Annotated in this window: 12 protein-coding genes; all 12 read right to left on the minus strand. The window is 64.8% G+C overall.

Going from position 1 to position 12,378, the window contains the following annotated elements; all coding sequences use genetic code 11:
• Positions 1 to 134 precede the first annotated feature (134 nt).
• The 12 genes from WKC72_RS20575 to WKC72_RS20630 all read right to left on the minus strand — a co-directional run bounded on the left by WKC72_RS20575 (position 135) and on the right by WKC72_RS20630 (position 12,364).
• The gene (locus WKC72_RS20575; RefSeq protein ID WP_037235307.1) at positions 135 to 1,400 is read right to left on the minus strand and encodes an IS256 family transposase; all 1,266 of its coding nucleotides are present in this window, start codon (positions 1,398 to 1,400) and stop codon (positions 135 to 137) included.
• A gap of 412 nt (positions 1,401 to 1,812) precedes the next feature.
• A complete protein-coding gene (locus WKC72_RS20580; RefSeq protein ID WP_370178735.1) occupies positions 1,813 to 2,589 on the minus strand; it encodes an SDR family oxidoreductase in 777 nt (258 codons plus the stop codon).
• Positions 2,590 to 2,717: 128 nt separating this feature from the next.
• A complete protein-coding gene (locus WKC72_RS20585) occupies positions 2,718 to 3,512 on the minus strand; it encodes an SDR family NAD(P)-dependent oxidoreductase (protein ID WP_268790328.1) in 795 nt (264 codons plus the stop codon).
• Entirely contained in the window at positions 3,509 to 4,006 is a 498-nt protein-coding gene (locus WKC72_RS20590; RefSeq protein WP_268790329.1) for a hypothetical protein, read from the minus strand. Before WKC72_RS20590 ends, WKC72_RS20585 begins: the two co-directional genes overlap by 4 nt.
• Entirely contained in the window at positions 4,003 to 5,148 is a 1,146-nt protein-coding gene (locus WKC72_RS20595; protein ID WP_370178738.1) for a thiolase family protein, read from the minus strand. The genes WKC72_RS20590 and WKC72_RS20595 overlap by 4 nt, the downstream gene beginning before the upstream one ends.
• Positions 5,145 to 5,537, minus strand: a complete 393-nt coding sequence (locus WKC72_RS20600) for a Zn-ribbon domain-containing OB-fold protein (protein WP_240960784.1) — start codon at positions 5,535 to 5,537, stop codon at positions 5,145 to 5,147. The genes WKC72_RS20595 and WKC72_RS20600 overlap by 4 nt, the downstream gene beginning before the upstream one ends.
• 143 nt (positions 5,538 to 5,680) lie before the next feature.
• Positions 5,681 to 7,384: an AMP-binding protein gene (locus WKC72_RS20605; protein ID WP_268790331.1), complete on the minus strand. Its 1,704-nt coding sequence runs from the start codon at positions 7,382 to 7,384 to the stop codon at positions 5,681 to 5,683.
• A complete protein-coding gene (locus WKC72_RS20610) occupies positions 7,381 to 8,316 on the minus strand; it encodes an SMP-30/gluconolactonase/LRE family protein (RefSeq protein WP_268790332.1) in 936 nt (311 codons plus the stop codon). Before WKC72_RS20610 ends, WKC72_RS20605 begins: the two co-directional genes overlap by 4 nt.
• A complete protein-coding gene (locus tag WKC72_RS20615) occupies positions 8,316 to 9,452 on the minus strand; it encodes a CaiB/BaiF CoA transferase family protein (RefSeq protein ID WP_370178742.1) in 1,137 nt (378 codons plus the stop codon). The genes WKC72_RS20610 and WKC72_RS20615 overlap by 1 nt, the downstream gene beginning before the upstream one ends.
• Positions 9,449 to 9,847, minus strand: a complete 399-nt coding sequence (locus WKC72_RS20620; protein ID WP_268790334.1) for a Zn-ribbon domain-containing OB-fold protein — start codon at positions 9,845 to 9,847, stop codon at positions 9,449 to 9,451. The genes WKC72_RS20615 and WKC72_RS20620 overlap by 4 nt, the downstream gene beginning before the upstream one ends.
• On the minus strand, positions 9,844 to 10,908 hold the full coding sequence (locus tag WKC72_RS20625) for a thiolase family protein (RefSeq protein ID WP_370178744.1): 1,065 nt from the start codon (positions 10,906 to 10,908) through the stop codon (positions 9,844 to 9,846). The genes WKC72_RS20620 and WKC72_RS20625 overlap by 4 nt, the downstream gene beginning before the upstream one ends.
• 343 nt (positions 10,909 to 11,251) lie before the next feature.
• Entirely contained in the window at positions 11,252 to 12,364 is a 1,113-nt protein-coding gene (locus tag WKC72_RS20630) for an NDMA-dependent alcohol dehydrogenase (RefSeq protein ID WP_268790336.1), read from the minus strand.
• Positions 12,365 to 12,378: the final 14 nt, after the last annotated feature.

Consider the following 12,378-nt stretch of genomic DNA (forward strand, 5'->3'; position numbering starts at 1 on the left):
GACTCGGCACAGCACAGCACTACACCGCACGCGGCTCGCTACCCGCCCGATGAGGCGGGTGGCGAGCCGGTGCACACCATCGCATGGTGCGCGGGACTATCAGATTATCGGTGGATCTGGTTCTGGCGCATGGGTTAGTTGCCGTTCGGGGTGATGCGGCCTTCGAATGTGATTGCGAATGCGTTCAAAGCTCCTTTCCACCGTGTTGCCCATCGTGCTCTTCCCTTGCCGGTCGGGTCCAGAGCCCGCGTAGCCAAATACAGGCATTTCAGTGCAGCTTGTTCGTTCGGGAAATGCCCACGTGCCCGCACCGCCCGACGGTAGCGAGCATTGAGACTCTCGATCGCGTTCGTCGAACAGATGACACGTCTGATCTCGGCGTCGTAATCGAGGAATGGAACGAACTCGGACCAGGCGTTATCCCACAGCCGGACGATCGCCGGATACTTCGGACCCCACTTGCCGGCGAACTCGGTAAAACACTCCTTCGCGGCGGCCTCGTTGACGGCCGTATAGATCGGCCGCAGGTCCCGCGACAACTCGTCCCAATACTGACGAGATGCGTAGCGGAAGGTGTTCCGCAGCAGATGAATCAGACAGGTTTGCACCACCGTGAGCGGCCACACGGTGGTGATGGCCTCGGGTAACCCTTTGAGTCCGTCGCACACCGCGATGCACACATCGGCGACCCCGCGGTTACGGATCTCTGTCAGCACAGCGAGCCAGAATTTGGCGCCCTCGCCGCCGTCGCCGGCCCACAATCCGAGGATGTCACGTTCCCCGGAGGTGGTAACGCCGATGGCGACGTAGACAGGCCGGTTGGCGACTTGCCCGTCTCGAATTTTGACGTGGATGGCGTCGATGAACATGACCGGGTACACCGAGTCGAGCGGGCGCGCGATCCATTCGGACATCTCCGCGAGAACCTTGTCGGTGATCTTGCTGATCGTCTCTTTCGATACCGTCGCGCCGTAGACGTCGTCGAAGTGGGCGGCGATCTCCCCGGTGGTCAGGCCTTTTGCCGACAGGGACAGGATGATTTCGTCGACGCCGGTCAACCGTCGCTGTCGTTTCTTGACGATCTGCGGATCGAAGGAGGCATCGGTGTCACGCGGGACCTGGATCTCGACCGGGCCGATCTCCGTGAGGACCGTTTTCGTTCGTCGACCGTTGCGGGAGTTCCCGCTGTTGCGGCCCGTCACCTGGTGTTTTTCGTAGCCGAGGTGCTCGTCCATCTCCGCCTCCAGAGCGGATTCGAGCACCGTCGCGGTCAGCTGGTTCAAGAGCCCGTTCGGTCCGACCAGCTCGACACCGTCGGCCTTTGCCTGCGCCAACAGCTGTTGTGCCAACTCCTGGTGATCAATCTTCGGCTGATCCATGGGATCGAGTGTCTCGGTCATGATCTCGCCTTTCCGCCAAGCGGAGCTCGGCGTGTCGGCCAGACTCAGATCAACCGATTATCGGACAGTCCCTGGTGCGCAGACTATGACACCGCCATGCGGAAACGATTGCCTGCGATAACAGCACGGTGGATCCCGCAGCGTCCCCGTTCCTCGGAGCCCACGCGCTGCCGATAGGATGCCGCTCTCACTGTGCCCGAGCTGTCACCCGGTGGGCGCCCACGTCTGGGGGACGGTGCGGAGCGTGGCGACTGCCCGGGCGGTGTCGACGAAATTCCGGACCGGGTAGCAAGACCTTGACCACGCAGTCCTGACAACGGACTTACTCCTTCGCGCGTACCCGCCAGTGCAGGACTGGCGGGCACGTGCGCTGCGCCCGCTCATGTGCTGACTCTTCGCTCCAGTTGGTGGGTTAGATGGCTTGGGCGGTGGGGAGGATGGTGATTTCGGTGAGGTTGACGTGTTTGGGGACGGCGGTGAGGAAGGCGACGGTTTCGGCGATGTCTTCGGATTGGAGGACGTCGATCTGGTCGATCAGGTCGGCCATGAGTTGGCTGGCGTCGGGGTCGGTGACGTGGTCGGGGAGTTCGGTGTCGACCATGCCGGGTTCGATGGTGGCGACGCGGACGTTCTTGCGGCCGAGTTCGGTGCGCAGTAGGCGGGTGAGCTGGCTGATGTAGGCCTTGGTGCCGGAGTAGACCTGGAACTTTTCGAGGACGCGGGTGGCGGCGATCGAGGAGGTGGTGATCAGGTCGGCGGGTTTGCCGTCGGCGGCGGCCTGGACGAGGGGTTCGACGAACGCCTGGATGGTGTTCATCACGCCCTTGATGTTCAGGTCGATCTGGGTGTCCCAGTCGTCGACCTCGAGGTCGACGATTTCGGAGATCAGCTGGACGCCGGCGTTGGCGAAGACGAGGTCGACGGGGCCGAGTTCGGTGGTGATGCGGTCGGCGGCGGCCTTGAGGGCGGTGCGGTCGGTGACGTCGGTGGTGATGGCGATGGCGGTGCCGCCGGCGGCGTTGATGCGGTCGGCGGTGGTGGTGATGCGGTCGGTGCGGCGGGCGAGGAGGGCGACTTTGGCGCCGAGTTGGGCGAGTCGTTCGGCGGTGGCTTCGCCGATGCCGCTGGAGGCGCCGGTGACGACGGCGATGCGGCCGGTGAGGGGGGTTCCGGTCAGTACCTGGTTCATGGGGTGTGTCTCCGTGGTGGTGGTGGTGTTCGAGGGTGGTTCCTCGGGGTACGGGTTCCATCGTCGGCGTGATCGGGGTGGGCGAACAGGCCGCGATCTGCCTAGGTGCACCACACCCAGGCAAACGGCTATGCCGAGGCGGGGGCCTTCCTCATGGAGCCGCTGATGCTTCGTCCTCCGCATACCGGAATGCTCTGTCCAGTCAGGTAACCGGATCCGGTGTCGGCGAGGAACGCGACGGCACGTGCCACATCGACGGGCTGTCCTACTCGGCCGACCGGGATGGATTGGCGCACTCGCTCGATGATCTCGTCGGGCATTGAATTCGACATCGGTGTTTCGATGAACCCGGGCGCGATGCAGTTGACGGTGATGCCGTCGGTTGCAAGAGCCAGTGACAGGCTTCTACTCACGCCGGCGATCCCGCCCTTGGAGGCGGCGTAGTTTGTGGAGCCGAAGTTGCCCAGCCAGGCGCGCGAGGTCAGCGAAATAATGCGGCCGGTTCCCGAGCGGCGCAGCGCCGGCAATGCGGCGGCAGTGGTGGTCAGCATCCCCAACAGATTGACCTCGAGAACCTGCCGGAAGACTGCGGGATCCATCTTCTCGATTCGGGCGTCCTTGAGGATTCCCGCGCAGTTCACCAGAACGTCGAGCCCACCGAGTCGGGAGACGGTGGCATCGACCGCGGCCTGCACGGATTCCCGGTCGGCGAGGTCCGCGGCGCGGGCAGAAACAGTGACACCGGTGGTCTCGGTGATGTCGCTCGCGACTGCCCGCAGTCCGGTTTCGGAGATGTCGGAAAGGCCGAGACTGTATCCGAGTTCGGCCAAGTGTTCGGCGATGCCTCGTCCGATACCGCCTGCAGCGCCGGTGATGAAGGCGACCCGAGGTCGTGGTGCGAGTCTTTGGCCGTCTGAGTTCATGGGTGCAGCCTTCCGAGGTCGGTGCCGTTGGCGGCGTAGATTTCCTGACCGGTCACCGCAGCCGCGTGCTCGGCGGTGAGTGCCGCGATCAGCTCGGTTACGGCCGGTTCGTTGGGATCGGTGTCGTAGAAGACTGCGTTCGCGGCCCCGCCGTGCCGCTGCAGCTCGATGGCAACAGACCGGACGAAGCTGATCAGCGCGCCGGTAACCGCGCAGTCCAACGGCCTGAGCGGGTCTCCCAATGCCGCCGACGCCGGGGCGAGGACGACCACCCGGCCGCGATTGCGTGCTTCGGTTATGGCCGTCCAGTGATGCTGAACGGCGGAAAATGCAGCCATCAGCGGATCTGCCACCGCCTGCTCGAGATCCGCGGTATCGAGCGTGGGCTCGCTCTCTGTGCCGCGGTAGACGAGCACCACGACCGAGGAGGCGGGTGCGTCGGCGGGAGCGGTGGTGTCGGCGAGATCGATCGTGGTGAACGCCGAGGTGGTCATCGCGTCACCAGCAGGACTGTGACAGAGCCACCGTCGGTGCCGCTGACGGTGCCTCCCTTGCAGTAGGCAAGCCCGATGTTCGCTTTGTCGACCTGGCGTTGCCCGGCACGGTCGGTGAGTTGCCAGGTGAGCTCGCAGATTTGTGCGACTCCGGTGGCACCCACCGGGTGTCCACGACTGAGGAGGCCACCGCTGGCGTTGACGGGGAGTTTGCCGCCGATCGAGGTGTTACCGTTCTCGGCCCACCTACCGCCCTCGCCGACGGGGACGACGCCGAGGCCTTCCAGGCGGACGATCTCGGCGATCGTGAAGCAGTCGTGCATTTCTACCAGGTCGATGTCTTCGGGCCCGTATCCGGTGATGTCCCACGCCTGTTCGCCCGCGCGGCGTGACACGTCCTCGTCGTTGAGGTTGGTGTCGGTAGTGACGATCTTGCCGCTGACCAGGGCGCAGCCGGCGATGCGCGGAGCTGATGATCGCCCGAGTTTGGCGAGACCGGCTGCACTGCACAGCACCACTGCGGCGGCGCCGTCGCTGATAGGACTGCAATCGAGCAGTCCCAGTGGATAGGCAATGGTGCGGGCGTCGAGAACTTCCTGCAAACTGATCGGCCGCTGGTATTGAGCGAACGGGTTGTGCACCGAGTGTGCGTGATTCTTCACGGCCACTGCGGCAATCTGTTCGCGGGTGGCACCGTGGTCGGACATGTACCGCCGAGCACTCATCCCGTGATTGGCGGCCATGACCAAGCCGTTGATGGCATCGAGGTCCGTGGGATCGGGCATGACCCCACCGGAGACGCGGTCGGTCATCTTCTCCGCGCCGATGACCAGCACGATGTCGTACAGGCCGGCCTTGATTGCGATCCAGGCTTCGCGGATCGCGGTGGCGCCGCTGGCGCAGTAGTTTTCGTGGTTGGATACGGGGAGTCCGCCGAGGCCCATTTGCGCCGCGACGCGTTGGCCGGCGACCGGACCGCCGAAGACATGCCCGACGTAGACGGATTCGATGTCCTTGGTGCTCACGCCCGCGTCGGACATCGCTTCGCGTGCGGCGCCGACGGCAAGTTTCTCGAACGTGATGTCGACGGGGTACTTGCCGAATCGCACCATGCCGGCGCCGGCGATGTAGGTCTCGCTCATCGGTTCTCCTCGGTGCCCCGGAAGCGGTACCACCACAGTGGTTCTCCGGAGGAATCGGTCTTCAATGTGAACAACTCGACAGCAACTTCGTCGTCGATCTCGACGGCACCTGTCGCCGCGCCCAACAATCGGACACCGTCGTCGAGATCGACGGTCACCAGGGTGTACGGCGTCTGCAACGGGGGCGGGGCTTGGTGGACGACGGTCCAACTGACGACTCGACCTCGGCCGGCCAGCAGGACGTTGTCGACGGCGTCAGCCCCGCAATGAGGGCACAGCGGCCGCTCCGGGAACGAGCGTCGGCTGCACACCCGGCAGGCGATACCCTTGAGGCCCTGCGGCTCCAAATTGACGACATCGCTTCTCAGTGGTGAACCTGTGGAAATCATGGGCTACATTCCGCCTCTCTGAACTAGCTGCGCTGAAATGGTGTTCTTCCGGACCGTGTTGGTGCCCTCACCAACGATCAGCAGGGGTGAGCCGCGGAGATATCGCTCGATGTCATGCAGGTCTCCCTCGGCGATTTCGAAGTTCATGTGAGATTCCGTCGGTGTCGGTGCTCGACGAGCGGAGTGGGCGGCGCCGGGGTGGGCATCCCGGTGGCGTCGAGCCCGAGTTCGGTGAGCGCACGTTCGCGTAGGCGAGCCTTGGGTACCTTGCCGCTGGCGACCCGCGGGAAGCCGGCGCTGGTTCCGTAGATCACATGGTGCGGGGCTTTGTACTTGGCGGCCTTGCCGCGGACGTGGTCCTGGATCCGGGAGAGGGTGACGTCGTCGCGGTCGGCGTCGACGAAGACGACGATCGCCTCACCGCGCACGATGTCGGGGATGCCCACAGCATGCACTTCCCGGACGCCGGCAATCTCCCCGACCAGTAGTTCTACTTCGAGGGGGCTGACGTTGATGCCGCCGGGCTTCATCATCTCCGAGAGCCGGGAATGGAAGTGCAGGTACCCGTGCTCATCCAGGTATCCGAGGTCGCCGGTGCGGAAGAAGCCGTCGGTGGTCATGACCTCGCGATTGCGGTCGGGATCTTTGTAGTACCCGCGCATGACGTGTCCGCGGATCAGGATCTGTCCGATTTCACCGGCCGGTAGCGGGTCGTCGGTTTCCGGGTCGGCGACGCGGATGTCCCAGTCGGGCAGGGCGCGGCCGATGGTGCCCTCGGCCCGCTCGACGGGGTCGTGGGCATCGGTCAGCGCGCACAACCCATAGGACTCGGTCAATCCGTAGATGCTGGTGCCGAGGGTCAGTCCGAGTTCGGTGCGGGCGAGTTGGCGGTCGGCTTTGCTCAGGCCGAGGACGCCCTTGCGGAGGCTGAGTTGGCGGCGAGCGCGGTCGGGATGGTCGACGAGGCTTCGGGTCATGTTGCCCAGTCCGTAGTAGGCGGTGCAGCGTTCACGTTCGAGCAGTTCGAGGGCTCGGCCGGGTTCGTACACCTCCATGAGGACCACGCACGCGCCGTGGGTCCAGGTCGCGCCGAGGGCCTGGATTACACCGAGACCGTAGAACAGCGGTGTCGCGAGAAATGACCGGTCGTGCTCGTCGAGCGCCTGCCGTTCGCCGATGTTGAAGGTATTGACGATGGCGTGGTGGTGTTCGAGAGCGACACACTTCGGTCGGGCCGTGCTGCCACTGGTGTAGATGAGGTACGCGAGGTCGTCCGGTTCGACAGCGGCTTCGGCATCGGCCAGTGCGGCGTCGCTGATCTGTTCTCCGCGCCCGAGGAACTGGTGCAGCGGTACCGCAGCCGGGAGACGGTGGTCTCCGAGCTCGACGACCTGACGCAACGCCGGCAATGCCGTGTCGTGGAGTACGCCGTCGGGGCCGGGTGAGTCGGTGACCGCCGCGACGGCGCCCGCGATGATGGGGACATAGTCTGTACCGCGCAGTCGGTCGAAGAACAGCAGGGCTTTCACGTCGCCGTGTTCGAGCGCGTACGAGAGTTCATCGGTCTTGTACCAGGTGTTGATGGGCACGACGGCGGCGCCTATCCGGGCCCCGGCCATCGCGGTATATAGCCACTCGGGCCGATTGCCTGCCAAGATGGCGATCGAGTCACCGCGACCGATTCCTATGGCTAGCAGTGCCTTCGACCATCTGCTGACCTCGCGATCGAGGTCGGCGAAGGTGATGTCGGTCCCTTCGAAAGAGATTGCGGCGCGTCTGGGGAAGCGGTCGGCCATTTCGTGCAGCAATGCCCCCCAGGTGTGAGCGGCAGGAGCTGATGCGGTCATTGGAGTTCCTCGGGTTGTGCAGGCGACGAAACGATGGGGACAGCTGCAGGCGGGGTGGGTAAGCCGGGTGTGTCGACGGCAAACGCGAGTACGCGCCCGCCCTTGGCGACCGTCACGATGAGACGGTCGAGCGCGGCGCCGGCGAAGCAGACACTGGTGGGCATCGTTCCTTTACCGATCGCCAACTGCTCGCGCAGCTGCCCGGCCGGGTCGAAGTAGGTAACCGTGTCCGATTTGCTCCCCGCCACCCACAACCCGCCGCGTGCGTCGACGGTGATGCCATCGGGGGTTGGGACGGTGATCTCCGGGAAGTCATGATCGACGGTCGCGGTCGAAGCTGTGACCACATAGCGGCGCACCCGGTCGCGCGCGGTCTCGGCGACGTACAGGTGTTCCGGGTGGGGCCCGAACGCGATGCCGTTGGGGAAGAAGGCGTCGTCGAGAATGACGGTTGCGTGATCGGCCGCGGGATCGTATCGCCAGACGCGGCCCGGCAGGGCTGCGTCGCCGAAGCCGTGACCGTTCGGGTCGGTGAACCAGAGCGCGCCGTCCGGCCCGAACGCACAGTCCGAGGGAGCATGGACGTTCTCGCTGAGGATGGTGCGCGGCGCGGCGGGAGCGTGGTGATCCCAGACCTGGATGGACGGGATGGTGTGCAGCCGTGACCTGGTGGGCATCGCCTCGCCACCATTCTGAGTGATCCACAGTCGCCCGTCGCAGCCGAGCGTCATGCCGTTCGGTCCGCCACCGGTTTCGGCGACGGCAACGGCCGGTCGGCCGTCGAGGAAGACCTCGTACAGCGCGCCGCGGCTGACGCTCGTGACGAATAGTCGGCCGTCGGTGGTCCACACGGGGCCCTCGGTGAAGCCGATGTTCTCTGCGAGTGTCAGGCCGTCCTCGACTGTTCTGGTGGTGATCGATGGTGCAGCCATCAGTGTTGTCCTGTTCTGATCGTCGCCGGTGTCGTGCAATCGGTCGACGCCCAACGCGTCATCAACGTTGCTGCAGGCTCCGGGTTTTCGCCGTGGCCGCCAGCATTGCCCGGTGATCTGCTGTATCGGGGAGCGGGGGCCGGTTCGACGCGTTCTCCCCGGATGAGGGTGTTTCGGAACTGAATGTGTGGGTCGGTCACAGCTTCGTCGAGAGTGAGAACAGGGGACACACATGCGTCGAGTTCGGCGAAGACCACTGTCCATTCTTCGCGCGTTTTCGCCTGGAAGATACGCGCAAACCGGTCCTTCATGGCCGGCCACTGTGCTCGGTCCTGCTGTGCCGGCAGGTCGGCGTCGGCGAGCCCGAGCCCGAGGAGCAGTCGCTGGTAGAACTGTGGCTCGATACTGCCGACGGCCATGAAGGCGTCGTCCGAGGTCCGGTAGACGTTGTAGAAGTGTGAACCACTGTCGATACTGTTCGTGCCGGGTTCGCTCGACCAGTTCCCGGTGGCCTTGCGGTTCCAGATTCCGCTCATCAGTAGGCTGGTTCCGTCGATCATTGCGGCGTCGACGACCTGACCGGTATTGCTCGACACCCGCTCGTAGAGTGCGGCGAGTATTCCTGTGACCAGCAGCATCCCGCCGCCGCCGTAGTCGCCGACGAGATTGAGTGGTGGAACGGGTGCCTCGCCCTGGCGGGCGATGGACCGAAGGGCACCGGTCAGGGCGAGATAGTTGAGGTCGTGGCCGGCGGTATCGGCGAGCGGTCCGTCCTGCCCCCAGCCGGTCATTCGGGCGTAGATCAAGGCAGGGTTGCGGCCTAGGCAGGTGTCGGGTCCGAGCCCGAGTCGTTCCATCACGCCCGGCCGGAATCCTTCGATGAGCACGTCGGCGCGATCGATGGCGTCCAGGGCACGGTCGCGTTCGCAGGGGTCCTTGAGATCAAGGCTCAGTGTGGTCCGTCCCCGGCCGAGGATGCCGGCGTCGTCGGTGGTCTGGCCGGGCCGGTTGATCCGCAGGACTTCCGCGCCGGCGTCGGCGAGCATCATCGCGGCGAACGGTGCCGACCCGAGCGCGGCGATCTCGACGACGCGCAGTCCACGGAGCGGGCCGGGGGAGGGGGCTGTGTCGGTCATGTGCCTTCCTTGTCGGCTGCGACGAAGATCAGGTGCGACTCTCCGTCGTCGGTGGTGAATTCGGCGCGGACTCGCTGCCCGATCCGGATGGAGGGCATTGGCACGCCGACGAGGTTGCCGTAGATCCTGGTGCCTTCGTCGAGTTCGATGACCGCGACGACGTATGGACTCGGCAGGTGGAAGTCGGTCAGGTAGGTCTTGTGGAAGGTTGCGTAGGACCATAGGTGGCCCTCTCCGGTCACCGCGTTCCACTGTGGAGTCTCTGTGTTACCGCATCGAGTGCAGACCGCTTTCGGAGGGAACTGCTGGGTTCCGCAGGCCGCGCAGGCACTGATCAACAGCTCGTGGCGGGCCAGCCCCTCGTGATGGGCGGTCAACGAATAGCGGGGGCTCATGCCTGTGCTCCGTATACGACCGAGGTCACCACGGGAGCGGCGCACAGGTATTGAGCGATCGTCGCGTCGTGCACCTGGCGATCGCCGCAGGTCTTCCTCAGCTGGCGGATCGCCTCGACGTTCAACCCCCACCCTTGCATGTAGCTTTCCGACAGATGTCCGCCGGAGGTGTTGATCGGCAGCTCACCGCGCAGCCCGATTCGGCCGTCCTGGATCCATGCTCCGGACTCGCCGGGTGCGCAGAATCCGAGGCCCTCCAGGGTGAAGAGCACGTTGGGGCTGAAGTTGTCGTAGGCCATCAGGACGTCGATGTCGGCGCGGGTGCAGTCGGCCATTGCGTAGGCCTGCTGCCCTGCGCTGGCGATCGCCTCACGCCAGAAGTCGTCCGGGGGGAAGTCAGAGTTGCGTAGCTGCCCTTGTTGTCCGACCCCGAGGATATGGACGGGCGGTTGAGCGCAGTCGCGGGCCCGGTCCGCGGAGGTGAGGATCATGGCCACCCCGCCGTCGTTGATCAGGCAGTAGTCGTAGATCTTCAGCGGTTCGACGATGAATCGGGACTCGAGGTAGATCTCGCGTGAGATGGGGTCTGTGAACACGGCCCGCGGGTTGAGCGAGGCGTGGTCTCGCAGGGTGACCGCGACTTGCGCCAGCTGTTCGGCGGTGGTGCCGTACTGCGCACAGTGCCGCTGGAACATCATCGCGTAAAAGGCTCCGGGAGAGGTCATTCCGTATGGCAGGGTCAGCGCTGGGGTGGTTCCGTATCCCTCGGCGGCCGCGCTGGCGCTCGCGCCGCCGCCTCCATAGGTGTGCCCACCGGAGTGCCCGTTATTGCCGTACACCAACGCGATGGTGGAGGCCATCCCGGTAGCGATGGCCAGTACCGCCATCTGGATGGCGATGCCGGTCATGCGTCCTTCCGCCGGGAGCTGCGCCGACCAGCGTGGTTCGATTCCCATCCGTGAGGCCACTGCTTCGTAACTACTGACCCGGTTCACGATCAAGCCGTCGAGGTCGCCGGGAGTCAGTCCGGCATCGGTGAGTGCCGCCTGAAGGGCGGTCAAGCCCAAATCGTCGGCGGAGGAACCCGTGAGATTGCCGAATTTGGTCGTGCCGACCCCGACCACCGCGGTGGCCGCGCGAAGTACGGCCTTATCTGTGGGCCGGTGTGGCTGCACTACAACTCCAAAATGTGATAACTGATACGTACGGACAATTTACTGTGCCATGCCCGGCGACGTTTCCGCAAGGGCGGACGAGAACCGGGTAGCAACGTCGGATAACGGTGTGCCGCCGCGGATTCGATGCGAGGAAGAACGGGAGCCACCGGCCGCGCGGGCACGCCAAGGCACCCTTCCGGTCTCATGATGCGAGGAGACCGGAAGGGTCGAAGCACCCCGGGGGACGTCAGAGTGAGAAGTCGATGACTCCGCGGATGTTCTTACCGTCTCGCAAGTCCTGATATCCCTGGTTGATCTCGTCGAGCGTGTAGCGGGTGGTGATGAGCTCGTCGAGTTTGAGCCGACCTGCATCGTAGAGTCGCAGCAACCGGACGATGTCGTACTGCGGATTCGACGATCCGAACAGGGTGCCCTTGATGGTCTTCTCCATGAACACCATTTCCTGGCCCGACACGTGGACGGTGAGGTTGGCGGCGTTGGACACACCCGTGACCACGACCGTCGAGCCCTTCCCGATCACGTTGAATGCCGCGGTGATGGTTTCCTCGTCCATGGTTCCGATGAGCACGAGGGCCTGGTCGGCACCCTGGCCCCAGGTCAGTTCGGTGACCTTCGCGTGCGCTTCCTCGGCATTGGAGAAGACATGGGTCGCACCGAATTTGAGTGCCGTCTCTCGCTTGAACTCGACGGGATCGACGCACACGATGTACTTCGCACCGGCGTGCACCGCACCCTGAACCGCGTTGACACCCAATCCGCCGATCCCATAGATGACGGTGGTGTCCCCGGGGCGAACGTTGCCGGCGTTGACCGCGGTTCCCCATCCGGTCGGGACACCGCACCCGACGAGTACCGCGGAGTCGAGCGGAAGCCAGTCGTCGACCTTCACGACCGAGTATTCGGACACGGTCGCGAATTCGGAGAAGGCCCCGAGCATGCAGAAAGCGCTGTAGTCGGTGCCGTCCTTGTGGAGGCGGAAAGTGCCGTCCGGCATGCTGCCTTCGAGGATCGTGGACCCTGCGTCGCAGAGATTCTGGCGTCCGGTCGAGCAGTACCGGCAGATGCCGCAACTCGGGGTGAAGCTGCAGACCACGTGGTCACCGACCGCGACCTTCTTCACTCCGGGGCCGACCTTCTCGACGATGCCCGCCGCTTCGTGGCCGCCCACCATCGGATAGCGCACCGACAGATCTCCGTCCATCATGTGCAGATCCGAATGGCACAGCCCGGCCGCGGACATCCGCAGCAGGACCTCCCCGGGGCCGGGATCGTCGATGTCGAGTTCCATGATCTCGAAGGGGGCGTGGGGCGCGGTCAGTACGGCAGCGCGTGTCTTCATTGTTCTTTCCGATC

This window comes from Rhodococcus wratislaviensis (assembly GCF_041228765.1).
GTDB classification, from domain to species: Bacteria; Actinomycetota; Actinomycetes; order Mycobacteriales; family Mycobacteriaceae; genus Rhodococcus_F; species Rhodococcus_F wratislaviensis.

Bases quoted from the DNA above. Each gene is read 5' to 3' on its own strand.
- WKC72_RS20585 (WP_268790328.1), bottom strand. From the start codon at position 3,512: ATGAACTCAGACGGCCAAAGACTCGCACCACGACCTCGGGTCGCCTTC.
- WKC72_RS20630 (WP_268790336.1), bottom strand. From the start codon at position 12,364: ATGAAGACACGCGCTGCCGTACTGACCGCGCCCCACGCCCCCTTCGAG.
- WKC72_RS20615 (WP_370178742.1), bottom strand. From the start codon at position 9,452: ATGACCGACACAGCCCCCTCCCCCGGCCCGCTCCGTGGACTGCGCGTC.
- WKC72_RS20600 (WP_240960784.1), bottom strand. From the start codon at position 5,537: ATGATTTCCACAGGTTCACCACTGAGAAGCGATGTCGTCAATTTGGAG.
- WKC72_RS20575 (WP_037235307.1), bottom strand. From the start codon at position 1,400: ATGACCGAGACACTCGATCCCATGGATCAGCCGAAGATTGATCACCAG.
- WKC72_RS20580 (WP_370178735.1), bottom strand. From the start codon at position 2,589: ATGAACCAGGTACTGACCGGAACCCCCCTCACCGGCCGCATCGCCGTC.
- WKC72_RS20595 (WP_370178738.1), bottom strand. From the start codon at position 5,148: ATGAGCGAGACCTACATCGCCGGCGCCGGCATGGTGCGATTCGGCAAG.
- WKC72_RS20610 (WP_268790332.1), bottom strand. From the start codon at position 8,316: ATGGCTGCACCATCGATCACCACCAGAACAGTCGAGGACGGCCTGACA.
- WKC72_RS20605 (WP_268790331.1), bottom strand. From the start codon at position 7,384: ATGACCGCATCAGCTCCTGCCGCTCACACCTGGGGGGCATTGCTGCAC.
- WKC72_RS20620 (WP_268790334.1), bottom strand. From the start codon at position 9,847: ATGAGCCCCCGCTATTCGTTGACCGCCCATCACGAGGGGCTGGCCCGC.
- WKC72_RS20590 (WP_268790329.1), bottom strand. From the start codon at position 4,006: ATGACCACCTCGGCGTTCACCACGATCGATCTCGCCGACACCACCGCT.